This is a genomic window from Microbacterium sp. IEGM 1404 (assembly GCF_030056775.1).
In the GTDB taxonomy this organism is placed as follows: Bacteria; Actinomycetota; Actinomycetes; order Actinomycetales; family Microbacteriaceae; genus Microbacterium.
Window position 1 is genome coordinate 499,502 of record NZ_JASHKP010000003.1, and the last position, 26,652, is coordinate 526,153.

A 26,652-nucleotide genomic window follows, 5' to 3' on the forward strand; every position below is an offset into this window, starting at 1 on the left:
GCGGGACACCCGACAAGCCTAGTCCGTGGCGAAGCAGAGCCTCTTGCCGCTGTGGACGTCAGCTGATCCTACGAAGGAGCCCGCGCCCGATGAGATTCCCATCCGCCGTCCGACGACTTCGACCGGCGGCGATCATCGCCGCTGTGCTCCTGGCGTTGCTGGCGTGGGCGGTCTCGTCTCCCCCCGGTTCCAGCCCGGACGACGATTACCACATGGCATCCATCTGGTGCGCGACGACCGCCCCGACGGACCTCTGCTCCTCCACTCCTCAGTCCGAGGAGCGGACGCTGCACGCCGACGTGCTGGACGCGGCGAGCTGCTTCGCGTTCGATTCCACCGCCGCGGCGTCCTGCCCCCGCGACGAGACCGGAACGCGCGTCAGCACGCGGGGCAACTGGAACGGCGAGGCTTACCCGCCGGTCTACTACGCGACGATGCACCTGTTCGCGGGCGACGACCTCTCGGCATCCATCGTCCTCATCCGTTCTGTGAACGCCCTTCTCTACGTGGGGCTGATCGCGGTCGTGTTCTTCCTGCTGCCGCGGTCCGGGCGGGCGCCGCTGATCTGGGGGGCACTGATCACCGCGGTCCCGCTCGGAGCGTTCCTCGTCGCCAGCGTCAATCCGAGTTCGTGGGCCGTCATCTCTGCGACCGCGCTGTGGGCGGCGACCTGGGGGTACTTCCAGCAACGAGGATGGCGGAAGGCTGCGCTCGCGGTCCTGACGGTCCTGCTCGTCGTCGTCGGTGCGGGATCGCGCGGTGACGCCGCGGCCTACGCGATGCTCGCGCTCTTCGTCGGTGCCGCGCTCTCCTTCCGCCGCGACCGGCGATTCGCTCTGGAGTCGCTCCTTCCGGTGGCGCTGGTCCTCGTCTCCGCCGCGCTGTTCCTCAGCGCGGGGCAGTCGGCGGTGGTCGGCGGCGCGACGGTCGTGAAGAATCAGACGTACACGTTCAGCGAGCTGCTCTTCATCAACGTCAAGCAACTGCCGCAGCTGATCACCGGCTTCACGGGGACGTGGGGGCTCGGGTGGTTGGACACCTACATGCCCGGGATCGTCTGGGTGACGACGATGCTGATCTTCGGGGGAGTCGTCTTCTGGGGTCTGCGCGTCGGGTCGTGGCGCAAGTGGCTGGTCGTCGCGGCCGTCGGAGCAGGAGTCGTCGCCGTCCCTCTCTTCCTCCTCATGCACGACGGTGTCGTCGTCGGAAACGGCGTGCAGCCGCGGTACGGCTTCCCGCTCGTGATCATGTTCGCGGGGGTCGTCCTCATCGGCCTCCGGGGAGCATCGCTGGGTCTCGGGCGCGCGCAGTTGATCGTGGCCGGTGTGGGGTTGATCGTCGCCAACAGCGTCGCGCTCCACGTGAATCTGCGCCGGTACGTGACCGGTCTCGACCGTGTCGGCATCAACCTCGACCGTGACATCGAGTGGTGGTGGAACGCGCCCATCTCGCCGATGGGCGTCTGGGTGTTCGGCACGCTCGCGTTCGCCGCGGCCATCGCCGTCCTCCTCACCGTCGCCTGGCCCCCCGCGCGAGAGCGCCGTTCCTCCGACGCCACCGGTATCGCGCCGGTGGACGCATGACGCCTGCGGTCGGCCGCGGCGGACACGTCCGCGCGCACGCGGTCGCGCTCGCCGCGGTGGGAGTGGCCAGCGCGATAGGCGCCATCGCGGCGTTCGCATTCCACGTCGTCACCGCCCGGTTCCTGGGGGCGGCGGATTTCAGCATCCTCGCGGCGTTCTGGTCCATCGTCAACGTCGCCGCGATCGGGAGCTCCGCGCTGCAGAACTCCGTCGCCGTCGAGACCGCTCGTCTCGGCGCCGTTCGCGCCGCTCCGTCGAGGTTCCGCCTGCCACTCGATGCGGTGGTGGTCGGACTCGCGGGCGGTGTGCTCGTGTCGGTCCTCTCTCCGCTGCTGGCGAGTGCTCTGGATGCCAACACCGCCATCGTCCTCACGGCTGCCGTCACCGTCCCGCTGAGCTTCCTCTTCGCCGCCTACCTGGGACGTATTCAGGGAACGGGCCGGGCCGCCGCGACCGTCGGATGGTCCACCGCCTCGCTCGTCTTCCGGGTCGTGCTGGCGGTTCCCGCTCTCGTGCTCGGCGCCGGGGTGGGGGGAGCTGCGGGTGCGGTCGTCGCCGGGACGGGGCTGGCCGTGATCGGCGCAGCCGTGTCCGCACGTCGAGCCCCGGCGCCGTCGCGCTCGATCTTCACCGCGGACGGCGTGACGATCATGGTGATCACCGTCGCGCTGGCCTGGCTCACCAGTTCCGACGTCTTCTTCATGCGGATGCTCACACCCCCTGATTTCGCCGGTGCCTACGCGTCCGTCGCGGTGCTGGTGAAGTCGTCGTTCATTCTTCCGTCGACGCTCTCGCTGTATCTCCTGCCGCGTTTCGCGCGCAACCGCGGCGAGGCGGACCTGACCCGCCTGGGGGTCCTGGTTTCGCTCCTGGCCTCCGCCGCGGCCGCCGTGGCGGTGGTCGTCGTGTTCCTCCTCATCGGCGGCCCCCTCGTCGATGTCCTCTACGGGTCTGCGTACGCGGAGGCGAAGTCGCTGCTGCTGCCGGTCGCGATCGCGTATGTGCCCTGGATCGTCTTGCAGGGGCTCCTGATCCAGCTGATCTCGGACGCCTCGCGAGCGGCGGCGGTGGTGCTCGTCATCGCGGTGGGGGTTCAGGCGGCCGTGTTCTTCGCCTTCCTCCCGGCCATAGGGCCCGCGCTGATCGGCTTCGGTGTCCTCGGGGCCGTGCTCTGCGCCGTTCTGCTTCTCACCATCTGGCAGCGTCTCGCACGGGTGCGCCGCACCGCGCGCGAGAATCGCGCCGCCTGACTTCGCCCGACCTCAGCGCGTGACGCGCCCGAACGCCTCGAGCATGCCCTCGGCCGTGGCATCCCAGGTGAACAGCCCGGCGCGCTCGCGGCCGTCTTCCACCATGGCCGCCCGGGCGGCGGGATCGGCGAGCGTCCGCTCGATCTGCCGGGCGATGTCGGCCGGATCGAGCGGGTCGAAGTAGCGCACCGCGTCGCCGCCGACCTCGCGGAGCACGGGGATGTCCGAGCAGATGACGGGGCAGCCGCGCTCCATGCCTTCCAGCACGGGCAGCCCGAAGCCTTCGAAGAGCGTGGGGAACACGACCGCGGCGGACGTGCGGTAGAGGTTCTCGACCTCGTCCTGGGTGAGCCAGCCGCGCAGATCCACCCACTTCTCGATGCCGAGGTCGGCCGCGACCGCGCGCAGCGGGTCGTCGCCGTGGCTGCCGGAGATCGTCAGGACTGGACGACTCGCTTCGGGGAGGAGCGCGAGAGCCTCCAGCAGGCGGGGGAAGTTCTTGTGCGGCATGCGGTTGCCGAGGCTGAACAGCCCGGAACGCGGCTGCTCGTCGACGTCGCGACGGACGCCCGATCCGCCGGGGAAGACGACGGTGACGTCCGCGGCATCCCGGCCGGTGATCTCGAGGATGTCGGCCCGCGCGGCCTCGGAGTCCGTGACGATGTGGGATGCGGCGCGGGCGGCGCCGGAGATCAGGAGCTTCGTCGGCAGCACACCGGCCTTGCTGGGCAGGAACTCGGGGCGCTTGAACGCCAGCATGTCGTGCAGGGTGAGGACGAGGGGCACGCCAGGACGCGGCGGCCCGAAGTTCGCGGGGGAGTGGATGAGGTCGGCGCCGACCGACCGCGCGGCCCGGGACACCCCGAACACTTCTCCCCACGCCCACTGCGGTCGCTTGTCGCACTGGAGTCCCGAGTCGATGAGGCGGCCGGGGAACCACTCCGCACCGGCGGCGACGAGTTCGCTGCTCGCATAGCCCACGAACTCCCAGCCGGGTCGCTCCGCGAGCCGCGAGTAGACCTGACGCGCCACGGTCTCGGTGCCGCCCTGCTTGCCCGTGAAGAACAGCAGATCGACGAGTACACGGGTCACGGAACGATCCTATCGTCGGGGTCGATGAAGCCTCGGGCCGGGACGTCCGTCGCGGCCGGCGCCGCGACGAGCTCGCGGTAGGCGCGCCGGGTGCGGCGGATCATCCAGACGGTCGCGATCAGTTCGGTCGCGCCGTAACCGATCGCGGTGCCGACGGGGCCGATGGCGTAGGTGAGGGCGATCATGAGCGGAAGGCCGACGGCGCTCGCGACGAGGGTGGCGACCATGACCGTGGTGGCGGCGTGCGCCGGGAAGAGGAAGTGCCGGATCATCGACATCCGCGTCGAGTAGCACGCGAACGCGAAACCGAGCACGACCACCACGCCGACCGGGGCGACCGTGCTCTCGCCGAACAGCACGAGGCTCACGAACGACCCCAGGGATCCGAGGGCGGCCCAGCCGAGGAGCCCCATCGCGATGTGCAGGCCGAGCGCCCGCCGCAGCCGTCGCGCGCGCGCCTCGCCGCTCACCTCGGCCGTCCAGTACTGGAGGGCGTTGGCGAGCGTGATCGGGAGGAATTGCCCCAGCTTGAGCATCTTGTCGCCCGACGCGTACCCGGCCGCCTCGGCGGGCGCGGCGACCTGGACCAGCGGCACGGGGACGGACGAGTACAGCCCGAGAGCGCCCTCGTTCACGGCGACCGGTGCGGTGATGCGGAACAGTCCCGGAACCTCCCGCCGCGCGGGCCACGCCGCGGGGAAGCGCCGGAGGATCCGAACGGTGTAGAGCGTCGTGCCGATCACCGTCACGGCGATGCCGGAGAGCGGGTACAGCTCGACCGGGGCGCCGAGGAGACCGATCGCGGCGGCGACGCACACGGCCGCGATCACGCGGGGGACCGCGTCGTAGAGGGCGATGGACCACGGATCGCCGAGACCCACGGCGAACCACGTGTACGACAGCGAGATGAGGGCGCCCTGCAGCCCCATCAGCACCGCCAGCAGCACATACTCCTCGGAGGCGAGGGAGGCACTGATCACGGCCGTGATCGGAAGGGCGATCAGTGCGGTGAGGGAGCGGACGATCAGGGCTTCCCGATAGATCCGCCCCCGGCGGGCCTCGGATGCCACCGAGACCAGGGCGGGCCCCACCGTCGTCCATCCGAAAGCCAGGGCGATCGCCGCGAACGTCCCGACGGCCTCGCCCGCGAGCGCGCTCGACCATCCGCTCGGCCCCGACACCCGCGACACGAACGGCAGGACGACGAGGGGCGAGACGGCGGCCAGGGCGGGAAGGACCGTGAAGCCCAGGAGCCTCCGGCGCGTGGCACGGCTGTCGGGCGCGGACTCGGCGATGGCCGGTCCTAGCTCTCGATGACGGCTTCGGGGCGCTGCTCGCGCCGGGGCGTGGTGAGCACGCCCGAGAAGAAGCTCATCATGGCGGTCTGGAAGCCCAGGATGATCAGCAGCGCGCTGGGGACCGCGATGCGCACCGCCTGGGCGGCGTTCTGCGCGCCGAAGTCGGTGCTGCCCCAGATCGCGACCTGCACGATGCCGATGATGACGCCGAGGAGGAACAGCCCGACACCGATCAGCAGACCGCGTTCGGCCGACCACTTCGCCACGATCCGCCGATATCTCTCGCTCGTGGGGAGGAAGCCCTCCTGCGTCGCGTAGAGCTTGGTCAGCCAGAAGAAGAGCAGCGATTGGAAGCCGATGACGCAGAGGGCGCTGGCGTAGACCATCGTGGTGACGTCGAAGCCGACGCCGCCGATGTTGACCCCGCCGAAGGCGAGGACGCCCACCGTGATCGCCCCCAGGAAGAACGCCACGAGCCCGGGGTAGACGAAGAGCCACCGGGGCGCGAAGAGCAGGAGGAAGCGCAGGTGGCGCCAGCCGTCGTGCCAGCTGCGCAGGTGAGGCGGGCGCGAGCGGCCGTCCTTCTTGAGAGTCGTGGGGACCTCTTCGATCCGGTAGCGGGCGAGCGAAGCGCGCACGACCATCTCGGAGGCGAACTCCATGCCCGTCGTCTGCAGGTCGAGCTCGCGGATGCGGGCGCGGTTGAAGCCGCGGAGTCCGCAGTGGAAGTCGCGGATGCCGGGGCGGAAGAACAGCTCTCCGATGAAGGACAGCACCGGGTTGCCCAGGTACTTGTGCAGCGGCGGCATCGCGCCGGGGGCGATCCCGCCCTTGAAGCGGTTGCCCATGACGAGGTCGGCCCCGGCCCGGAGCCGCTCGACGAACGGCTCGAGGTTCTCGAAGTCATAGCTGTCGTCGGCGTCCGCCATGATCACGTACTCGCCGCGGGCCTGGTCGATGCCGTTGATGAGCGCGGCGCCGTAGCCACGGCGCGGGGCGTGCGAGACGCGGGCGCCGAGACGCTCGGCGATCGCCTGCGAGCCGTCGGTGCTGCCGTTGTCGGAGATGAGGACCTCACCGCGGATGCCGCTGCGCTGGAGGAAGCCCTGCGCCTTGCGGATGCACACCTCGAGGGTCTCCGCCTCGTTGAGACAGGGCATGAGGATCGTCAGTTCGACGGCGTCGTTCGGGGAAGGAGAGGTCACGGCGTGTCTTCTTTCGTGTTCCGCGGTGCGGGGGCTGTCGGCAGCTGCAGCGCCGACAGGATCCCCTCCACGGTGCGTCGGATGGTACGGGTGCCCACGGCGGTGTCGTACCAGGCGCGCGCGGAGCGGCGCAGGTCGTCACCGCCGTCGGCGACGGCCCGGATCGCCCGGGCGAGGTCGGTGGGGGAGGTGCGGGGCGCGACGACGCCGTTGACGCCCTCGTCGATCAGCTCGGTGGCGGCGTTGCCCTCGTCGGCGACGAGGACGACGGGCGTGCCGTGGGCGTTCGCCTCGACCACCACGAGTCCGTAGCCCTCGCGGCGGGACGGGTTGATCAGGGCCAGCGCGCCGTGCATGAGGGAGTCGAGTTCGTCGTCGTCGACGAAGCCCGGGAAGTCGGTCCAGTCCGTGCCGCCGACCCGGTCGACCTCGCCGCGGATCCGAGCCGAGCTCGGACCTGAACCGAGCACGACCAGCCGCAGATCGGGGATGACGGCGCGGGCCTCCGCGACCGCGGCGGGGAGCGCCTCGACGCGCTTGTCGGGGATGTGCCGCCCCGCGTAGAGGACGTACGGGGGCTGGGATGCCGATGAGGTCGGGGCGGCATCCACGGCACCGTCGATGAGTCCGGGGCTCACGAGCGGCGCGCGGCGCAGCCCCTCCCGGCGGAGGCGCGTCGCGCTCAGCTGCGAATGGCACGTCGCGAGAGGGGTGACGGCGATCGCGCACCGCTGCAGAATCCAGGCGATCGTGCCCGTGAGCGCGCCGGAGTACTCCACCCACTGCCGGCGGTGCCAGACCTCGAGGTAGTCCACCACGACGCGCGTCCGCGTCCCGAGGAGCGCGAGACGCGCGGCGAAGACGTTGAAGATCGGCAGACCGCTGACGATGAGGGCGTCGTACCGCCCGCGGCTGCGCCGCAGGGCACGGAACAGGCCGGCGGCGTAGGCGAGGGCGGCGGGGATGCGGCGGACTCCGTCGGCGGAGTACAGGGACAGGCGTCCGCTGACCGGGACGATCCGGAAGTTGTCCTCCGACGGCACCGCCCCCTCCCACTGGACGGACGTGAGGTAGTCGACGTCGAGCCCCCGCGCCCCGATCTCGTCGGCGAACGCGCGGTACTGCCGCTCCCCGCCCCCGGTGGAGTACGGAAACAGGCAGTCGTACGCGACCGCCACGGTCGCCGGCGCGGCCACGGTCAGCACCCTTCGATGCGGAACAGGCGGGCGGCGGGTCCCTGCGAGTCCACGAGGACCAGGTGCTCGGACGGCGTCAGATTCTGGATGCCATCGTAGGCCGCCGCGCCAGACGGGTCGATGACGTCTTGCCTTCCGAAGTCGAGCACGTAGTCGATGCCGAGGTCATCGATCGCAGAGCACACGGCTGGGTCGCTCTCGATGTCGCGGAGGTGACCGTTGATGTACTGCAGCTCAGGGGACGGGGAACCGAACACGTGCTTCTGCATCACCGTGCGGTCGGCGAGGGCGAGAGCCAGCGATGTGCCGGTCCGTGGGCTGCCGGCGATCACCGCATCGGGCGGGGTTTCGTCGTCGAGCCGGTCCAGGAGGGCACGTTCGTCGGAGGAGAGGATGAGGGAAGCGTCGGTGTAGGCGTACGCCTCCTGCACCTGCCCGAGCGCGATGCGGGCGTTGGGTCCGATGGCGACCGAGAAGATCACGACCACACCGACGGCTGATGCGAGACCGGGGAACCACGCGGGCAGGCTGCGCGTGCGAGCCCACCGGCGAACGAGGTCGACCACCACGACGGCTCCGAGGGTGGCGGCGGGAATGGCAGCCACTGGCAGCAGCGCAGCAAGACGGTTCGAGTCGTTGTACCAGGGGTTGGTCAGCAGCTGACGCAGCGGGTGGTCGGCGCGCAGCCCCGACGACACGACGAAGAGGAGGACGGCGACCGCGAAGGGAGCGATGGCCGGGAGGAGCTTCGGTCGGCGCGCGACCGCGATGAATGCGACGAGGAGGAGCGCCGACACCAGCAGGGTCGGCGCATATCCGCGCGGGGAGGCGAGCGCGGCCTCGCCGAACGATTGCGCCATGTTCTGCCAGGGCGCCCAACCGGAGTGGTCGGCGGGCGTGCGGAAGACCGCCACCGTGGCGATCACGGCCACGGTGAAGGCCGCGGTCCACAGGAGGAGGGTCAGGGCGGAGCGGCGGTCGCGAGCCGCTGCGGCCCGGACGGCAAAGGTCGTGACGACTGCCGCCGCGGCGAAGAAGAGCAGGCTGAGGAATGCGTTGGGGTGTCCGAGGAACGTCCCACCCGCGAGCAGGGCGACGAGCAGGGCGGAGCGAATGAGATCGGTCCGAGTGCGATCCGAGAGGGCGGTGACGATGGCGGCGAGTGCGGCGGGGAGCATCGCATAGCCGACGATATTCGGGTAGAGCACCCCCCAGTTGAAGAAGAGCGCGGGGAAAGCTCCGAAGCCCGTCGACAGGGCCGCGGAGACAACGTACGCGGTGCGCCGCTGTGCGAACAGCGCGCCGGCGAGCGCCATCGTCGATGCCGGCCACAGGATCGCCACGATCGCGAGGTTGGCTCCGTTGACCGCGATCGGAACGGAGGATCCGGTCAGTTCGGCGGCCAGGGTGGTGAGTGCGTGCCAGCCGTTGGGATAGAACCCGATGTCGGAGGTCGACCCGATCTGGAACGGTGAGGCGCTCCCGTTCTGCAGCGCCGAGGCGATGGCGTTCAGATGGACGATGTTGTCGAACCGTTGCGCGATGTTGTCGGGGGAGCCGAAGGCGCGGGCGTAGAGGACCGTCATCACCGTCGCGGCCAGAACCAGTGCGCCGGCGGCGACAATTCCGGTTCGCCGGTGCGCCGGGGCGGCATCGGGCCCGGCCGAACGGCGCAGGATCAGAGCGATCCCCACGATGAGCAAGGTGACCAGGAGGACCGGGATCAGGTTCCAGCGCAGGCCGACCAGCGGCGCGAGGCAGGCAGCCGATGCCGCGATCGTCACGGAGATCGCGGGTGCCAGCAGAAGCCGCTGTGGATTGCGGAAACCCCATCCGGCGGCCACCACGGCTACTCCGGGTATCACCAGAATGGCGGCGACGACGAGGTACGGCGGAATCGCGCTGACCCAGTCACCCATGCAGTTTCGTCTCCGTCCGCGGCCGATTCGACATGCCATCGTATCGGACGGTCTCTTCACGGCCGCTGAGTGACGCTACCGGCCAAGTGGCCCCCGGGTAGTATCGTGCGGGCGTCTGCCCTCGGGTTCGTGCCCTCTCTCTCGACACGAAAGCCTCATCACATGGATCTTCTCATCGTCGGCTCGGGCTTCTTCGGTCTCACGATCGCGGAGCGCGCGGCTGCGTCGGGTCGGAAGGTGACGGTCATCGACCGTCGTCATCACATCGGCGGCAACGCGTATTCCGCGAACGAGCCCGAGACGGGCATCGAGGTGCACCAGTACGGAGCGCACCTCTTCCACACCTCCAACCCGACGGTGTGGGAGTACGTCAACCGCTTCACCGACTTCACGTCGTACGTCCACCGCGTCTACACGACGCACAAGGGCGTGGTCTTCCCGCTGCCGATCAACCTCGGCACGATCAATCAGTTCTTCCAGGCGGCGTACACGCCCGACCAGGCGAAGGCGCTCGTGCACGAGCTCGCGGGCGAGTTCGACGCGAAGGACGCCGCCAACCTCGAGGAGAAGGGGATCGCCCTGATCGGGCGGCCCCTCTACGAGGCGTTCATCCGCGACTACACCGCCAAGCAGTGGCAGACCGACCCGAAGGATCTGCCCGCCGAGGTCATCTCCCGCCTGCCCGTCCGCTACACCTACGACAACCGGTACTTCAACGACACGTGGGAGGGCCTGCCCGTCGACGGGTACACGGCGTGGCTGGAGCGGATGGCCGACCACCCGAACATCGAGGTGAAGCTGTCGACCGACTACTTCGACGAGTCGCAGCCGCTGAACCGGAAGTCGACCGTCGGACAGGTGCCGGTCGTCTACACCGGCCCGGTCGACCGCTACTTCGACTACGCCGAGGGCGAGCTGTCCTGGCGCACGCTCGACTTCGAGCAGGAGGTCCTGCCGATCGGCGACTTCCAGGGCACCAGCGTGATGAACTACGCCGACGCCGACGTCCCCTACACGCGCATTCACGAATTCAAGCACTTCCACCCCGAGCGGGCGGACCGGTATCCGACCGACAAGACCGTCGTCGTGCGCGAGTACTCGCGGTTCGCGACACGGGCGGACGAGCCGTACTACCCCGTGAACACCGCGGATGACCGTGCGGGCCTGCTGGCCTACCGCGAGCTGGCCAAGGGGGAGAAGGACGTTTTCTTCGGCGGGCGTCTCGGGACCTACCAGTACCTCGACATGCACATGGCGATCGGTTCGGCCCTGTCCATGTGGAACAACCAGCTGGCGTGAGAGCGACCCTCCCCACGTCCCGCACCTCACGGCCCTCCGCCGGTGGGGTGGACGACGCTCGCTGGGGGTATCGGGCGGACATCGACGGGCTCCGTGCCGTCGCCGTCCTGCTGGTGGTGACGTACCACGTGTGGTTCGGGCGGGTGTCGGGCGGGGTCGACGTCTTCCTCATGCTGTCCGCGTTCTTCCTGACGCGCGGGTTCGTCCGCCGCATGCCGGGCCCGCACCCGGTGCGACCGCTCCGGCACCTGCTGGGGATCTTCCGCCGACTCCTGCCGGCCGCGGCGATCACCCTGGTCGCCGTGCTCGCGCTCGTGCGCACGGTGCATCCGCCGACGGTGTGGAACTCGGTCTGGGAGCAGACGTGGGCGTCCCTGCTGTACGTCCAGAACCGGGTCCTGGCCGCGGATGCCGTCGACTACTACGCGCGCACGGAGACGCCCAGCCCGCTGCAGCACTTCTGGTCCCTGTCGGTTCAGGGGCAGGCGTTCCTGCTGTGGGTGGTGATCCTGGCGATCTGCCAGATCCTGGTCCGCCGACGCGGCTGGTCTCCCGACCGTGTCGTGGGCGTCGCGTTCGGCGCGGTCTTCGCGATCTCCTTCGTGTACTCGGTCATCCTCACCGCCGCCGACCAGCGGGCCGCGTACTTCGACACGGGCGCGCGACTGTGGGAGTTCGCCGCCGGCTCGCTCCTGGTCGTCGTCCTGCCCTCCGTCCGTGCGGGTGAGAGGATGCGCGCCGTGCTCGGGTGGGCGGGCCTGGTGGGGCTTCTCGCGCTCGGCATGCTCGTGGACGTCCAGGGCGGCTTCCCCGGCTTCCTCGCGCTGTGGCCGATCCTCTGCGCCGCCGCCGTGGTGTTCTCCGGGTCGGGGCCGCGCCCGGTCGGACCCGCCCGGCTGCTGGCATCCCGGCCCCTGGGGGCACTCGGACGCGACGCCTACGCGCTCTACCTCGTGCACTGGCCGATCCTGATCACCCTGCTCGTGGTGACCGGGCGATCGGATGCCGGCCTGGTCGGGGGAGCCTTGGTGATCGCCGCTTCCCTGGTGCTGGCTCGGGGCCTGACGGCCCTGGTGGACGCCCCTGTGCGCGCGTGGCGGAGATCCGACTCCTCGCCCCTCGTGCCCGTCGCGGTGCTCGTGGTGGCCACCGCCGTCGTCGTCATCCCGCTCGCCGGGTGGCAGGTGTCCAGCGCCATCCAGGACCGCGAGCTCGAGGCGCGGGCGCTGCTCGACAACCCCGGCGCGGCCGTGCTCCGTGATCCCGGGCTCCCCGAACCCCCCGCGGACGCCGTGCTCCTTCCGCTGCCCACGCAGCTCGAGGACGAGTGGGTGTACCTCGACCAGGACTGCTCGGGGGATCGGGCCGTTGCGGCCGAGATCCTCCAGGGCACGTGCTCCGAGACGCGCGCCACCCCGCGGGCCGACCAGACCATCGTCGTGATCGGCGACTCGCACGCCCAGCAGATGACCGGAGCCCTCCTGCCGGTCGCCGCGCAGAACGGCTGGGGCGTCGTGTTCCTCATCAAGGGCGGTTGCTCGATGGGGCTCGAGGAGCCCGGCATGGATCCCTCCTGCCCCGAGTGGCGCGAGACCGCGATCGCCCACGCCGAGCGGCTGGCGCCGGCGGCGGTGATGACGGTGGTCACCCGTTCCGATCCCGGCGAGGACGACGAGGCGCTGCGCCCCGGCATCGAGGGGTTCCTCCAGCGCATGGCCGATGCCGACCTGGACGTCATCGCCGTGCGGGACAACCCGCGGTTCGCGTTCGACATGTTCGGGTGCATCGTGGACACCGAGAACCCGCTCGACTGCGCCGTGCCGCGATCGAGTTCCCTCGCCGAGGTCAACCCCGCGCGCGAACTCGCCGGCCCGGGGGTGCGCCTCGTCGATCTCACCCCCTGGATCTGTCCCGAGGACTTCTGCCCCGGTGTCGTCGGGAACGTCGCCGTCTACCGCGACGACAACCACCTCTCCCGCACCTACGCCACGACGCTCGCCCCCTCGCTCGCCGAGCAGCTGCCCCCCAGCCTCGGCTGAGGGCGGGCGCATAGGATTCTCCGGTGACCCCCGCCGCCGTCGGCGCCCCCGGATCGGTGCGGCGCTCCCTCCACTCGCTGTGGCTGCTGTCGGCGCGCGACCTGCGCGTCCGGTACTCCACGAGCGCGCTGGGATACCTGTGGTCGGTGCTCGATCCGCTGGTGATGAGCGGCATCTACTGGTTCGTCTTCACGCAGGTGTTCCACCGCTCGGTCGGCGAGGAACCGTACATCGTGTTCCTCATCACGGCGCTCCTGCCCTGGGTGTGGTTCAACTCCGCCGTGACCGACTTCACGAGAGCATTCAAGAAGGATGCGCGCCTGGTGCGATCGACGTCGATCCCGCGCACCATCTGGGTCACGCGCATCGTGCTGAGCAAAGGCATCGAGTTCCTCTTCTCGCTCCCCGTGCTGGTGCTCTTCGCGGTCTTCGGGGGCGCACAGGTGTCCTGGGGCTTGCTGCTGTTCCCCGTCGCCGTCCTCCTGCAGAGCGCGCTACTGGTCGGCCTCGGGCTCATCGTGGCGCCGCTGTGCGTGATGTTCGGCGACCTCGAGCGCACCACGCGCCTCGTGCTGCGCGCCCTGTTCTACGCCTCGCCGATCATCTACGGGGTCGGCAACCTCCCCGGCGTGTTCGCGGACCTCGCCGCTTTCAACCCGCTCGCCGGCATCATCACGCTCTACCGGGTGGGGTTCTTCCCCGATCAGTGGGACGCGCTCACGGTCCTCGTGGGAGCGGCGCTGAGCGTCGGCATCCTCGTGATCGGCGTCACGGTGTTCCCGCGGCTCGAGCGTCCGGTCCTGAAGGAGCTGTGATGGAGCGCGCTGCGATCGAGGTGGACGACCTCGGCGTCCGGTTCCGCCGCAACCGCCGCGGTGGGCGCTCCCTCAAGGACCTCTTCGGGGGCGCTGTCCGCCGGACACGGCCCGACGAGTTCTGGGCGTTGCGGGGGGTGTCCTTCTCGGTGCGGCCGGGGGAGGCGATCGGGGTCGTCGGACGCAACGGTCAGGGCAAGTCCACGCTCCTCAAGCTCGTCGCGGGCGTGTTGCTGCCCGACGAGGGTCGGGTCGCGGTCGACGGGGGAGTCGCACCCCTCATCGAGATCACGGGCGGGTTCGTCGGCGACCTGACGGTGCGCGAGAACGTGCGGCTGACGGCGGGATTGCACGGGATGCCGCGCGCCGAGGTCACACGCCGATTCGACGACATGATCGATTTCGCGGAGATCGGCGACTTCGTGGACACGCCCTACAAGCACCTGTCGAACGGGATGAAGGTGCGTCTGGCCTTCTCGGTCGTGTCGCAGCTGGACGAGCCCATCCTCCTCGTGGACGAAGTGCTCGCCGTCGGCGATCGCTCCTTCCGGGAGAAGTGCTACCGCCGGATCGACGAACTCCTCGCCGAGGGTCGGACGCTCTTCTTCGTCAGCCACAACGAGAAGGACCTGCGGCGCTTCTGCGCCCGCGGGCTCTACCTCGACGGGGGCGCGCTGAAGCTCGACGCCCCGATCGCCCAGGTTCTGGATCGCTACAACGCCGACTACGCGACGGGCTGAGTGGGCGCCAGCGGCGGCATCGGCCGCCAGGACGCGTCGCGCGAGATCTTCCGGCCCTCGCGCAGCCCGCGGAACAGGTGGCTCGTGCCGCGCAGCTTCCTCTCGACCACGACCAGTCGGATGAGCTCCTTGACGAAGGTCAGCGCGGTGCCGGCGGTGAACGGGAGCGCGCGGTAGACGCCGAGTTCGCGGTAGTACTTCGCGAGATATGCCCGATTGCGCATGATGTAGAAGCGGTAGGCGTCGCTGGAGGCGTTCATGTGGCGGATGCCCATGTCCCACTGCTTGATCTCGCGCGTGCGACGCAGGACGAACTCGTTCACGATGACGGAGTCCGTCACCCGCGAGGCGAGCCACCCGTAGAGCTGGTCGTCCCAGTAGATGAAGAAGCGGGGGTCGGGCAGGCCGATCTTGGCGACCACGTCACGGTGGATGAACATGCCCTCGAAGCATCCGGAGTTCATCGGCTTGAAGCCGGAGTCGTCGAAGCTCGCGGGGGCGAAGGGAATCGGGATCGCCATCGACTCGGCGACGCGGTACTGCCAGTAGAACTCGCTGCCGTCGTAGTCGTAGCGGCGTCCCTGGATGCTCTGGAACCGCGGGGCCCAGCGGCCCATGCGCGACAGACCGTCGGAGACCACTTCCACGTCGTCGTCCATGAGCCAGATCCACTCGGAACCCAGCTCGTACGCCACGCGCATGCCCTCGCTGAACCCACCCGAGCCGCCGGTGTTCGTCTCGAGCCGTCGGTACACGAGCTCGGTGGGAAGCCGGTCGCGAAACGATTCGACGACCGCGGTGGTGTCATCCGTCGACGCGTTGTCGACGATGACGAGGTGGCCCGGTGCGGGCGACATCCGCTCGATACTCTCGAGCAGTCGGGTCAGGAGCGGGGTGCGGTTGTAGGTGACGACGACGATGGTCGCGGACGCCGGATCGAAGGATGCCACGCTCACGCACGCTCCTCGAAGGTCGCGCGCCACTGCGCCTCGGACGTGAGGTCGGGGAGGGCGTCACGGTACTGGCGCGAGAGCCGCGGCCACTCCCGCTGCAGCCGTCGGTGCAGGCGCACGGAGTCCAGCAGCATTCGGCGGAACTGCGCGCGGTCGCGCGTGTAGATGTTCTTGCCGGAGCCGTCGGCGGCGCTGACGAGGGCGCTGTCGTACAGCGGGATACGCCACCAGTGGGCGTCGCCCTTGCCGAACTCCACCTCGGGCTGTGCGACGTTCTCGGGACGGGGCGTATGGAACCAGTGCGACACGAGGGTGCGCAGCGTGAAGGTGCGCAGGGCCAGGCCCGTGGGGCTGTCGAACTGGTTCTTCTTGAGCCGCTTGAAGACCTGGCGCCCGCGGCGGGAGCGCAGCGGGACGCCTGAATCCTTGTGGATGCGCGTCTCGGGGTGCTTCTGCGCGATGAGACGGGCCTCGGGCATGGCGCGGGCGAGAGTCTCGCGCATGTGCGCAGGGCCGGACAGCACGTCACGCAACGCCCGGTGGCGCAGCTCGACGGGGTAGTACTGCATCATCATGAGGTGCTTGAGGTCGACCCGTCGGCTGTGGCGGATCAGGGTGCCTCCGAGGGGGGACCGCGAGTGCAGGAGCGCGGCGACGATCCGGTTGCGGGCGTGGAAGTAGGCCTGCCAGTCGATCGAGTCGTCCTTGCCGACCCACGAGACGTGCCACAGGGCCACGCCGGGCATGGAGACCGTCGGGTAGCCGGCATCCCGTGCCCGGACGCAGAACTCGGCGTCGTCCCACTTGATGAACGCCGGGAGCGACAGGCCGATCTCGCGCAGGATGCTGGTCGGGATCAGGCACATCCACCAGCCGTTGTAGTCGGCGTCGAGGCGCATGTGCAGCATGGGCGACTGCCGCAGGTTCGCGACACTGAAGTCGTGGGGCAGGCGCTCCTGGAACAGGGCGCGCCACATGAACGGCTCGTCGTCGACGACCTCGGCCCACGCGTGGAGCTTGGGGCGGTCGAGCAGGTCGAACATGTGCGCGCCGACGATCGTGGGAACCGAGGCGTAGCGACCGAACACGACCGAGCGGCGGATCGACTCGGGCTCGATGCGCACGTCGTCGTCGAGGAGCTGGACGAAATCGCTCTCGGGGCGCGCGAGGGTCTCGACCATCGCGCGGGCGAACCCGCCGGACCCGCCGAGGTTGGGCTGCCGCACGATCTGCAGGGTCGCGCCCAGCCGCTCCGCGACCTCGGGGTACGCGGCCTGGTCGGTGACGAGGTCGGTGCCCTGGTCGATCAGGAAGACGCGATCGACCACGTCGAGGACGTCCGGCGCGTCCGCGAGGGCCGCGAGCGTCGTCACGCAGTAGTCGGGCTTGTTGTACGTGGTGATCCCGATGCTGGCCTTGCCCGCGCGGACGGGCTCCTGCTCGGTGGTCCACTCCGCGCCCTCGAACATCGCGTCCGTGCGGTCGGCGGCCACGTCGAACCAGATCCACCCGCCGTCGCTGTACTGGTCGAGGACCAGATCGAACGAGGTCGCGGCCTCGCCGCGGACCTCGCGCGTCTCGATCCGCTGCCTGGTCCCCCCGCCGTTGGAGCGGTACACCAGGATCGTGGCATCCCCCGACGTGCGAACGGTCAGGCGTACATCGCGCACGGCCGTCCAGTGCTGCCAGTACGACGCGGGGAAGGCGTTGAAGTAGGTGCCGAACGAGACGCGTCGGCCCGCGACGATGCGGGCGCGGTGGCGGTCGAGCACGTTGCTCAGCTGCGCGACGTTGGTGACCCGGACCGGCTCCTCGTCGATGGTCGACCACGTCTCGGGGTCGACGTACAGGGGGAGGAGATCGGGATCGCGGTCGAGCGGAAGCACCGCGTTCTGCAGGGTGTACGTCACGAAGGGATCTTTCGTCGGAGGCGCAGGCCGTCGCGGCCAGCCCGCAGTCTACCCGGCGCTCTCCCGACCCCCCTGAGTGCGGGCCGGGCCGTCCGGGGGTTCGGGAACGCGCTCCAGACGCTCGCGCCACGAGCGCGACTGGCCGGCGCGGACGGCGCACAGGACGAGCAGCAGCAGCCCCGCACCCGAGAGCACCGAGCTCTCGAACACGGACACCGTCAGCAGGACCACGAGGGTCAGCGGTGCCCACGTGTGGACCACCGAACGCCGCTCGCCGGCCACGAGCCAGCTCCGCGCGAGAGCGAGGGCGCACAGGACGAGGAAGACGAGGAGGCCGACCCACCCCAGCTGCAGGAGGACGTCGAGGAAGGCGTTCAACGCCGAAGCGTGCTGCTGGCCCAGGGTGAAGTTGAGGGTGCTGAAGGGAGCGTCGGCGGGGTCCCACGGGCCGAACCAGCCGAAACCCACCACGGGCCGATCGTCGGAGAGGCGGAGGATCTCGCCCCACAGGTCGGTGCGCACGGACAGATCGGCGCGGCCGTCCAGCGCGGCGGCGATCGCGAAGCGCTGCGCCCAGGCGAGGGCGGACAGGACGACGAGTGCGAGTCCGAGGCCGATCTGCACCGCTCGGCGGCGGCGCGCGGGGAGCGCGCGGACGGACGTGAGCGCCGCGGCGGCGATCGCCGTCGCCGCAGCGACGACGATGACGGTCGGTGAGCCGCTCAAGACGGCCAGCAGCGCCGCGAGGATCACCGAGGACACCGCCGTCGCGGGACGGACCGAACGCGTGCGCCACTCCACCAGGAAGGTCAGCAGCGCCACGACGGTCACGACGCCCAGATCGTTGCGGCTGCCGAAGAGCCCCTGCACGGGGCCGAGCTCGGCGATGTCGCCCTGGATTCCGAGGAACGGGATGGGGGTGTCCCACAGGATGCCGCTGAGCACCTCGAGCACCAGGGATGCCGCGAGCAGCCAGCGCAGCACGTCGCCCAGCGCCCGCACGCTCTGGTGCGCGTCGCGCACGTGCCCCACGACGACGCCGAGGAACGAGACACCCAGGAGCGCTGCCCAGCCGGCGAGGCTGCGGAGCGCGTCTGTGCTCCACAGGACGCTCGCGCCGGCCCAGAGGATGAGGAAGACGAGCGTGGTCGGTGCCAGATGGAGCACCTCGATCTCGCGGCGTCGGGTGACGAGCATCGCGCCGCCGAGCAGACAGAGGGCCGCGAGGATCGTCGCGTACGTGACGTCGCCCGCGGCACCGCGGATCGCCGGGGCGCCGAACGTCGCGGCGAACACCGTGAGGGTGAACGCCCGTGCGAGCTCCGCCGAGGCCAGGAGGGTCCGGGGGTCCGGACGCATCGCGGGCCGTGCGTCGCTCACGTCCCCGATCTCTGGGGTTCGCCGCGTTCGATCGCGATGCTCTGCTCGGCAGGTCCGACGCCCAGCAGGGGCGACTGCTTGATCTTCGACCCGAAGAGCACCACCAGCATCCAGCCCCACAACAGCAGCGGGGTCGACTCGGTGAGGCCCTGGACGACGAGGAGGGCGCCGACGAGCGTCGGGAGCAGGGTGAGGGGGGAGTAGGGCCGGTCGGCGCGCAGATCCCAGCGGGGGCGGTCGATCGCGAAGAACCACGATCTCCACACGTAGGCGAGGAACACCAGAGCCAGGAGCACGACGCCGACCCCGCCGAGTTGGAAGTACGCGTCGAGCCACATGCTGTGCGCCTGAACCACGGTCTGCCCGTGATCCACGATCCACCCGTCGATGAGCGGTTCGGACGAGATCCAGGGCATGGAGAACCCCCACCCGATGAACGGATGCTGATCGGCCCGCGCCAGCACGTCGGCCCAGATCCCTTCACGCCCGGTGAGATCGGCATCCCTCCCGAGCGCGCCGAACACGCTGTCGCGACCGAACCACAGAGCCGCCCCGCCGCCGACACCCACGAGCGCGTAGAGGACGTACCACCGCGTGCGCTCGCCGGGGCGGCGTGCCGTGCGCATGACCAGGACCGTCGCGAGCACCAGCACGACGAACGCCGCGGCGACGACGGTCGTGGCGGAGCCGGCCCGGACGAGGAGGAATGCGGCGATCGCGATCCAGCCCCACAGCAGCGACCGGCGGGGGGCCCGCGCGGCGTAGCGGATGGCGAAGACGATGATCGCGAGGAGCATCGCCGCGCCCAGCAGGTTGGCGTTGCCGAAGATGCCCTGGATCCGACCGCCGTCGAAGAGGTTGTCGCGCGACCAGTAGACGATGGGGTCCATCCGGCCTTCGGGCCGTACGAAACCGGGCAGGATCGGGCCCTGGACGAAGATCGACACGGCCAGCTCGAACAGCAGCGAGAGCCCCACGACCCACTTGGCGGCCGAGGCCACCGCCCCCACCACATCGCGCCAGGTCAGGACGGCGCCGACGAAGAGGCCCTGGAACGTGGTGACGGCGAGCAGCAGCCAGGTGAGCACGGATGCCGCCGGCCACGCGCTCCACAGGATCGAGAGCCCGGCCCACGCGACGTACCCGAACGCGAGGAACGGCAGGCGCCGCACGGCGACCGGGGGGCGGACGACGGTCCAGACGACGGCCGACACCAGCGCCGACGCGACCACGACGACGCCCGCCACGGTCGGGCCGACGGCGTTGATCACGCCGACTCCGCCAAGGGCGAGGAAGAGCACGAAGACGCACCAGGCGCGGAGGAGGAGGTGCCCGGTGGTCTCGCGCGGCGGAGCCGTCGGCAGGGCCGAGACCGGGTGACTGGTGTACATCGCCATGGTGTCCTCAGGCTACCCTTCGCGGATACGGGCGCCCAGGGTGCCGACGCTAGGCTGACGCCCGTGCTGATCGAGATCTCGAACACCCCCCGCGACTACGCCTGGGGCAGCTCCACGCTCATCGCCGGCCTCGAGGGACGGGCGCCGTCCGGCTCCCCGGAGGCCGAAGTGTGGTTCGGCGACCACCCCGGGTCGCCGGCGCTCGTGCACGACGGCTCCGATCGGACCCTCGATGCGTGGCTGGGCGCCCACGCGGGCGCCGCGGGCGTGCCGGCGCGGCTGCCGTATCTGCTGAAGCTCCTGGCGGCGGGGGCGCCGCTGTCGATCCAGGTGCACCCGTCGAAGGATCAGGCCGTCGCGGGCTTCGCCCGCGAAGAGGCAGCGGGCGTGCCGCGCGACGCCGGTCACCGCAACTACAAGGACGACAACCACAAGCCCGAGGTCATCGTCGCCCTGAGCGACACGTTCACCGCGCTCGCGGGGCTCCGCGACATCGACGCGACGCGTCGTCTGGTCGCCGCGCTCGGGACGGGCGACGGTGTGCGGACCCTCAGCGGGTTGCTGGATGCCGACGACCCGGCCGCCGCTCTCCGCGCGGCGATCGCGTGGGCGCTCGGTGAGGCCGATGCCTCGGCGATCGAGCAGATCGTCTCGGCCGCGGCATCCGTGGAGTCCGAGGAGTTCTCGGGGGAGCTCCGCCTCGTCCGCGATCTGGATGCCGCCTACCCCGGGGATCCGGGCATCGTCGTCGCCCTGCTGATGAACCTCGTCGAGCTGCGCCGCGGCGAGGCGATCTTCGTCCCCGCGGGCGTGCTGCACGCCTACGTCGCCGGCCTCGGTGTGGAGATCATGGCCGCCAGCGACAACGTGCTGCGCGGTGGACTGACGCCCAAGCACATCGACGTGCCGGAGCTCCTCGGGCTCGTGGAATTCCGTCCCGCCGCTCCCCCCGTGCTCGCTCCCCGCCCCGGCGAGGCGGGCGCGGAGATCTTCGCCCCCGGCATCCCCGATTTCGCCCTCGCCCACGTGCCCGGCGACGCGTCGGGCAGGGTGGCCCTCGCGGGCGTCTCGATCGCCCTCGCGGTGGGGGGAGAGGCCGTCGTCACCGGTGCCTCCGGGGCGAGCGTCACTCTGAGCCCGGGACACGCTGCGGTGATCACGCCCGACGAGTCGCCCCTGTCGGTCGAGCACGGCGAGGTCTTCGTCGCGATGCCCGGGGAGTGACGCGACACGCCGATGGGGCGTCGTGAAGGTTCACCTCGCCGTTGAGGGTTTACGATCCGCGACTTGACCAATCCGAATGACACGGGTGTAATTACTGGTACGCGCCAGCGTCAGGGGATCGAACGAGGGGGAGGGCGAGATGGCGACATCGCAGTACCGGTCCGGTGTCCCGGACAACTGGTTCGTCGATCCGGTCGACCTGGGGGTCCCGGGTGTCCGACGCGACATCGACTCCGTCGAAGAGAACACCCTCGCCTGGCAGACCGACGCCCTGTGCTCTCAGACGGACCCCGAGGCCTTCTTCCCGGAGAAGGGCGGCTCGACCCGCGACGCCAAGCGCATCTGCACCTCGTGCGACGTGAAGTCCGAGTGCCTCGAGTACGCCCTGCAGAACGACGAGCGCTTCGGAATCTGGGGCGGTCTCAGCGAGCGCGAGCGCCGCAAGCTCAAGCGTCGCGCCTGACCTCCGGCATCCTCGGTCCGCTTCCTGAGGGATCCGCTGCGAATCGGCGCGGCGTCCGCGAACGCGGAGCGCCCCGCCTAGGCTGACCACGCCATGCCCGCCCGTGTACACGCCGTCCTCGTGGTCCGCCCCGAGGGCCGCATCCCCGCCGCCCCCCACCTCACGCGCACCCTCGAAGCGTTGGCCGCTCAGACGCGCCCCGTGGACGCGCTCACGATCGTGCTGTGCGGGAACGACCCCGCACTGACGCGCATCGCCGCGGCATCCGGTGCCGAGGGCGTCATCACGGCCTCCGCCGGCACGACCTTCGCCGCGGCCACGGCCCTCGCGACGCCCCGACTGACCGGAGACGCGGTCTGGCTCCTCGCGCAGGACACCGCTCCCGATCCGGACGCCCTCCTGCGTCTCGCCGGCGCGCTGGAACTCTCGTCCTCGCTCGCCGTGGCGGCCCCCAAGCTCGTCGCGTGGGACGACCCGGCCGAGATCGTCTCGCTCGGCGTCAGCATGACCCGGTACGGCCGCACCGTCGAGCTCGCCGCCGGCGAACTGGACCAGGGTCAGCGCGACGGGGACGCGGACGTGCTGGGCGCCGACGTCCGCGGCATGCTCGTCCATCGTGACTCCTGGCGGGCGCTCGGCGGCCTCGACCCGGCGCTCGGGGGTGCCGACGAGGGGCTCGACCTCGCCGTCCGCGCCCGCCTCGCCGCCGACCGCGTGTCTCTCGTCCCCGCGGCCCGTGTCGCCGTCGCCGGCGACGGCGTGGCCGCCATGGCCCGCGGGCGCAAGCGCGCACGGCGCCGCGCGTTTGCCGAGCGCACCGCGCAGCTGCATCGCCGTCTGGCGTACGCGCCGGCCGCCGCGGTCGTCCTGCACTGGCTCTCGTTCCTGCCGTTGGCGCTGTGGCGCACCATCGTCCACCTCGTGGGGAAGGTCCCGCACAAGGTCGCCCCCGAGTGGGGCGCGACCCTGCTGGTGATGGCGCGGATGGCCGCGGTCGCCCGTGCGCGACGCCGCATCCGGGCGGTCCGCTCGGTGGGATGGTCCCGCATCGCCCCGCTGCGCGTCTCCCGATCGGAGATGCGGCTGCGGTGGGAGGGCGACGCGGCCGAGAGCGACGCGCCGGTCCGGTCGGAGTTGCGCTTTTTCGTCGGCGGCGGCGCCTGGGTGGTCCTCGGCGCGCTGGCGGTCTCGGCGCTGCTGTTCGCGCCGCTGCTCGCGTGGCCGGTGCTCGGAGGCGGTGGCCTCGCGCCCCTGCGGGCGACCGTCGCGGGCCTGTGGCAGGACGCCGCGTGGGGCGCCCGTCCCCTCGGTCTCGACGTCGTGGGACCCGCCGACCCGTTCTCGGCGCTGATCGCCCTCATCGGCTCGCTGTCGCCGGCCGAACCGTCCCGCGCGCTCGTCGTGCTGTGGATCCTGGCGCTGCCGCTCGCGGTGCTGGGCGGGTGGTTCGCGGCGACGCGCGTGACCGAGTCCTCGCTGCTGCGCATCACCGCCGCACTCGCCTGGGCACTCGCCCCCACGTTCCTGGCCGCCCTCGTCGAGGGGCGTCCCGCGCCGCTCCTCCTGCATCTGCTCCTGCCCTGGCTCTTCTTCGCCGCGAGTGTCGCGCACCGATCATGGGCGCCCGCCGGGGCGGCATCCATCCTCCTCGTCGCCGTCCTCGCGTGCGCCCCGTCCCTCGCGCCGGCGGTCGTGGTGCTGTGGTCGGCCGCGCTCGTCGTGGTGGCACTGGTCGCGCCGCGGGGCATCGCCCGGGTCGTGTGGCTCCTGGTGCCCTCGATCGTGGTGTTCGCACCGCTCGTGTGGACGCAGGTGAGACTCGGCAATCCGTGGGGACTCCTGGCCGACCCGGGCGTCCCGTTCGCGGGGGACGAAGCCACCGCCGACCCGCTCGGTCGCGCCCTCCTCGCGGCCGGCTTCCCCACGTCCGACCCCGGGGGATGGGCGGCGCTCACCGGAGGACCGGTGTGGTGGATCGCCCTGCTCGCTGCGCCGCTCGCGGTCCTGGCACTGCTCGCCGTCCTCACGCCGCGATGGCTCACCGCGACCGGGCTGCTCCTCATCGCCGCGACGGGCCTGGCCACGGCGTTCGCGGCCGTCGGCGTCGCCGTCTCGTTCGACCATGCGACACCCGTGCCCCTCTGGCCCGGGGCCGGGCTGAGCCTGGCCTGGCTCGGTGTGGTGGGGGCGGCCGTCACCGCGCTGGACTCCGGGATCGTCGAGCGCGTCCGCGTGCTGCGCCCGATCGCCGCCGTGCTGACCCTCGCGGCGCTCGCGGTCGCCGTGGCCCCCTCGCTCACCGCGACAACGTCCGACCCCTCGCGCGCCGTGCTCACCAACGGCCCCGTGTCGACCCTTCCCGCCTTCGTCGCCGCGGAGGGGCGGGGTTCGACGTCCGTCGCGACGATCGTGCTCGACCCCCGCGCGGACGGCCTCCGCGTCGACGTCGTGTGGGGTGGGAGTGCGACGCTCGGCGGGCAGAGCACCCTCGATGCCACGCGCACGCAGGCGCGACCCGCCGACGAGGAGCTGGCAGCCCTCGCCGCCGACCTCGTCACGCCGTCGTCGGAGGATGCCGTGGCCGCCCTCGCGGCGCGAGGCATCGGCTTCGTGCTGCTGGAGCCCGGCCCTGGGGGAGAGGACGACGTGATCCGCGGAGCGCGACTGACGGCGGCGACATCGCTCGACCAGCGCGACTCGCTCGACGCCGTGGGGGCCACCGCCCGCGGCGACCTGTGGCGCGTCACGTCCGGCGTCGAGCCCCGCGCGGCGCTGGACGCCAACCAGACCCGCCTGCAGCAACTCGTGGCGGCCGCATGGATCGCGGTGCTCGTCATCGCGCTGCTCCTGGCCGTCCCGACGGCCGCGTCGCGACGCGTCGCCCGGCGCACCCCGCGCACCGTCGGCTTCGTCCGGGGAGGTAACCGATGAGCGATCGTCGTCTGGTCCGCGTGGCCACCACCGGCGCCCGCGTCCTCGTGGGGGGTGCCGTGGCCGCGGCGGTCGTCGTCGGCGCCGTCGCCGGGATCGCCGCCCCGTGGCCGAGTCTCGTCGCCGAGCCGGTCCGCGTGAAGGTCACGCCCGCGCCCTCCGACACCGTGCTCGCGTGCGACGGACCGGTCTTCGCGCTCGGCCGCACCGCCGAATCGGCCGGCGCGCTGAGCGTCGCCGCCCCTCAGACCACCGTGTCCGGTCCGGACTCCACCGAGGCGGAGACGTCGACGCTCTCCGGCGCGACCTCCGACGGATCGGGGGATGCTACGGTGTTCCGCGCGCAGCCGGTCGACCGCACCGCCGCCCCGTACGCCGCCGCCGGGTCGGCGACCGCCGCGTCGCCCGACCTGATCGGCTTCAGCGCCTCGGCCTGCCGACCGCCGCTCGCCGAGTCGTGGCTCGTGGCCGGCGCGAGCACGACCGGCGCGAACGACCTCGTGGTGCTCGGCAACCCGGGCGACGTCGCCGCGACCGTGCAGTTGTCGGTGTACGGCGCACAGGGCGTGGCCACGCCCGCCTCGGGCACCGGCATCGTCGTCCCCGCCGGCGGCCAGCGCGTCATCCCCCTCGCGGGACTGCTCTTGGGCGAAGAGAGCCCGGTGGTCCGCGTGGTCGCCACGGGTGCTCCCGTGCGGGCGTCCCTGCAGGCGAGCCTCACGCGCGTGCTCCTGCCCGGCGGGAGCGACCAGGCCGCGCCGCTCGCGCAAGCGTCGACGTCGCTCGTGATCCCCGGCATCCAGGTCGTCGCCGGATCGGGCGGGGATGCCGGTACGGTCCTCCGTCTGCTCGCGCCCGGGACGACCGCGTCCGCGACCGTGACCATCACCGCGGTGGGAAGCGGCACGCCCGCGGAGGATCCACGGACCCTGGAGCTCCCCGCCGGAACCCCCACGTCCCTCGACCTTTCGAACCTGACGCCCGGGGCCTACACCGTCTCGATCGCCGCCACCCAACCCGTCGTCGGGGGCGCGTGGTCGACGACGGGCTTCGGCGAGGGCGCGGACTTCGCCTGGTATTCACCCGCACCGACCTTCGCGGCATCCGGTCTCGTGGCGGTCGCGCCCGGAGCGGGGGCGACCCTCGTGGTGGCGGCGGATGTTGACGGAGAGCCCGCCTCGGTGACGCTGACGCCGCAGGCCGGCGGCGACCCGGTGACCGTCTCGGTGCCTGCGGGCGGGTCCGCGGCTGTCCCGGTCGACGCGGGCGTCTACGAGCTGAGCCCGGATCGCCCCGTCACCGCCGCGGTCTCCTACTCGGCGCCGGGAGCGCTCGCCGGTTACCCGCTGTGGCCGGCGGATGCCGCCGCGGGAGCGATCACGGTCCTGCCCTGAGCCGCGCGACCGGGGCTCAGAGGAACCGGAAGCGCTCGGGGCCGAGGTCCCACGGATCGCGGTCGAGATACTCGGCGGCCGCGCGGAACACGGCCCCTTCGATCATCATGCGGCGGTGCAGGTCGTCGTCGATGTGAGGGTGTCCGAGACGCTCGATGGGCACGCGGTAGAGGATGATGCGCTTCTGCTCCCGCAGCACCTGCCACCGGGGGATCGCGCCGGTGGCTGCGGGCGGCATGATGCCGATCTCGAACGACACGTCCCGCAGATCGCTCCAGGCCGAGCGCAGGAACTCCGCAGCGGTGCTCACCGCGATGTCGAAGCGCTCGATGCGCGTGTCCAGCGGCGGGAGCGGCGGTCGGACCACGGGACTGCGGTTCTCTCGGCCGTGACGGCCGTGGCGCGAGGGGCGCGCGACCGGACGGGCCTCACGGGTTCGACGACGCATGGGCCCATCCTACGTTCGGCCCGCGTGCCGGGTCCGCCGTGGCATCCCCTGTCGCACCCTGCGCCGCCGCGGCGCGGCGTCGCCGGCCGGCGGCGGCATCGGCCTAGGCTGACCCG

Annotated in this window: 20 protein-coding genes; 10 read left to right on the forward strand and 10 right to left on the reverse strand. The window is 71.2% G+C overall.

Features of this window, described 5'->3' with window-relative positions:
• The first annotated feature begins 89 nt into the window (after positions 1-89).
• Entirely contained in the window at positions 90-1,583 is a 1,494-nt protein-coding gene (locus tag QM517_RS13025) for a DUF2142 domain-containing protein (RefSeq protein WP_077050435.1), read from the forward strand.
• Positions 1,580-2,833: a lipopolysaccharide biosynthesis protein gene (locus QM517_RS13030; RefSeq protein WP_283287931.1), complete on the forward strand. Its 1,254-nt coding sequence runs from the start codon at positions 1,580-1,582 to the stop codon at positions 2,831-2,833. The genes QM517_RS13025 and QM517_RS13030 overlap by 4 nt, the downstream gene beginning before the upstream one ends.
• Positions 2,834-2,845: 12 nt before the next feature.
• On the opposite strand, the gene QM517_RS13035 is transcribed toward QM517_RS13030, so the two are convergent.
• From QM517_RS13035 to QM517_RS13055, 5 genes are all read right to left on the reverse strand, one after another.
• Complete coding sequence (locus QM517_RS13035; RefSeq protein WP_283287933.1) at positions 2,846-3,925, reverse strand: glycosyltransferase family 4 protein; 1,080 nt, start codon at positions 3,923-3,925, stop codon at positions 2,846-2,848.
• Positions 3,922-5,106, reverse strand: a complete 1,185-nt coding sequence (locus QM517_RS13040) for a hypothetical protein (RefSeq protein WP_278101026.1) — start codon at positions 5,104-5,106, stop codon at positions 3,922-3,924. Before QM517_RS13040 ends, QM517_RS13035 begins: the two co-directional genes overlap by 4 nt.
• A 122-nt stretch (positions 5,107-5,228) precedes the next feature.
• The gene (locus QM517_RS13045) at positions 5,229-6,428 is read right to left on the reverse strand and encodes a glycosyltransferase family 2 protein (protein WP_278101027.1); all 1,200 of its coding nucleotides are present in this window, start codon (positions 6,426-6,428) and stop codon (positions 5,229-5,231) included.
• Positions 6,425-7,624 carry a glycosyltransferase family 4 protein gene (locus QM517_RS18690; RefSeq protein ID WP_283287936.1) on the reverse strand — a complete coding sequence of 400 codons (1,200 nt, stop codon included), beginning with the start codon at positions 7,622-7,624 and terminating at the stop codon, positions 6,425-6,427. The genes QM517_RS13045 and QM517_RS18690 overlap by 4 nt, the downstream gene beginning before the upstream one ends.
• A gap of 2 nt (positions 7,625-7,626) precedes the next feature.
• Positions 7,627-9,543 (reverse strand): DUF6541 family protein, encoded by a 1,917-nt coding sequence (locus tag QM517_RS13055; RefSeq protein WP_283287937.1) that lies wholly within the window; start codon positions 9,541-9,543, stop codon positions 7,627-7,629.
• A gap of 162 nt (positions 9,544-9,705) precedes the next feature.
• Here QM517_RS13055 and glf point away from each other — a divergent pair, with 162 nt between their 5' ends.
• The 4 genes from glf to QM517_RS13075 are packed head-to-tail and all read left to right on the forward strand — an operon-like array spanning position 9,706 to position 14,436.
• Entirely contained in the window at positions 9,706-10,842 is a 1,137-nt protein-coding gene (glf, locus tag QM517_RS13060) for a UDP-galactopyranose mutase (protein ID WP_283287939.1), read from the forward strand.
• Between the two features lie 47 nt (positions 10,843-10,889).
• Positions 10,890-12,881, forward strand: coding sequence for an acyltransferase family protein (locus QM517_RS18695; protein ID WP_283287941.1), 1,992 nt, complete (start codon positions 10,890-10,892; stop codon positions 12,879-12,881).
• 23 nt (positions 12,882-12,904) lie between these two features.
• Positions 12,905-13,696, forward strand: coding sequence for an ABC transporter permease (locus QM517_RS13070; RefSeq protein ID WP_077050427.1), 792 nt, complete (start codon positions 12,905-12,907; stop codon positions 13,694-13,696).
• The gene (locus QM517_RS13075; protein ID WP_283287942.1) at positions 13,696-14,436 is read left to right on the forward strand and encodes an ABC transporter ATP-binding protein; all 741 of its coding nucleotides are present in this window, start codon (positions 13,696-13,698) and stop codon (positions 14,434-14,436) included. Before QM517_RS13070 ends, QM517_RS13075 begins: the two co-directional genes overlap by 1 nt.
• On the opposite strand, the gene QM517_RS13080 is transcribed toward QM517_RS13075, so the two are convergent.
• From QM517_RS13080 to QM517_RS13095, 4 genes are read right to left on the reverse strand one after another with little or no spacing between them, the layout of a single operon-like run.
• Positions 14,421-15,386 (reverse strand): glycosyltransferase family 2 protein, encoded by a 966-nt coding sequence (locus tag QM517_RS13080; RefSeq protein WP_077050638.1) that lies wholly within the window; start codon positions 15,384-15,386, stop codon positions 14,421-14,423. The two genes, QM517_RS13075 and QM517_RS13080, sit on opposite strands and share 16 nt — an antisense overlap.
• Positions 15,387-15,388: 2 nt before the next feature.
• Positions 15,389-17,299 (reverse strand): glycosyltransferase, encoded by a 1,911-nt coding sequence (locus tag QM517_RS13085; protein ID WP_283287944.1) that lies wholly within the window; start codon positions 17,297-17,299, stop codon positions 15,389-15,391.
• A gap of 48 nt (positions 17,300-17,347) precedes the next feature.
• Positions 17,348-18,679 carry an O-antigen ligase family protein gene (locus QM517_RS13090; RefSeq protein ID WP_283287945.1) on the reverse strand — a complete coding sequence of 444 codons (1,332 nt, stop codon included), beginning with the start codon at positions 18,677-18,679 and terminating at the stop codon, positions 17,348-17,350.
• Positions 18,676-20,076 (reverse strand): O-antigen ligase family protein, encoded by a 1,401-nt coding sequence (locus tag QM517_RS13095; protein WP_283287946.1) that lies wholly within the window; start codon positions 20,074-20,076, stop codon positions 18,676-18,678. Before QM517_RS13095 ends, QM517_RS13090 begins: the two co-directional genes overlap by 4 nt.
• Before the next feature lie 63 nt (positions 20,077-20,139).
• Here QM517_RS13095 and manA point away from each other — a divergent pair, with 63 nt between their 5' ends.
• The 4 genes from manA to QM517_RS13115 all read left to right on the forward strand — a co-directional run bounded on the left by manA (position 20,140) and on the right by QM517_RS13115 (position 26,088).
• Positions 20,140-21,300 (forward strand): mannose-6-phosphate isomerase, class I, encoded by a 1,161-nt coding sequence (gene manA, locus QM517_RS13100; RefSeq protein WP_077050423.1) that lies wholly within the window; start codon positions 20,140-20,142, stop codon positions 21,298-21,300.
• Positions 21,301-21,439: 139 nt separating this feature from the next.
• Positions 21,440-21,763 carry a WhiB family transcriptional regulator gene (locus tag QM517_RS13105; RefSeq protein WP_077050422.1) on the forward strand — a complete coding sequence of 108 codons (324 nt, stop codon included), beginning with the start codon at positions 21,440-21,442 and terminating at the stop codon, positions 21,761-21,763.
• Positions 21,764-21,856: 93 nt separating this feature from the next.
• A complete protein-coding gene (locus QM517_RS13110) occupies positions 21,857-24,694 on the forward strand; it encodes a glycosyltransferase (protein WP_283287948.1) in 2,838 nt (945 codons plus the stop codon).
• On the forward strand, positions 24,691-26,088 hold the full coding sequence (locus tag QM517_RS13115) for a DUF5719 family protein (RefSeq protein ID WP_283287949.1): 1,398 nt from the start codon (positions 24,691-24,693) through the stop codon (positions 26,086-26,088). The genes QM517_RS13110 and QM517_RS13115 overlap by 4 nt, the downstream gene beginning before the upstream one ends.
• 16 nt (positions 26,089-26,104) lie before the next feature.
• Here the strand turns inward: QM517_RS13115 and QM517_RS13120 are convergent, their stop codons facing one another.
• Positions 26,105-26,536: a hypothetical protein gene (locus tag QM517_RS13120; RefSeq protein ID WP_202400981.1), complete on the reverse strand. Its 432-nt coding sequence runs from the start codon at positions 26,534-26,536 to the stop codon at positions 26,105-26,107.
• Positions 26,537-26,652 lie beyond the last annotated feature (116 nt).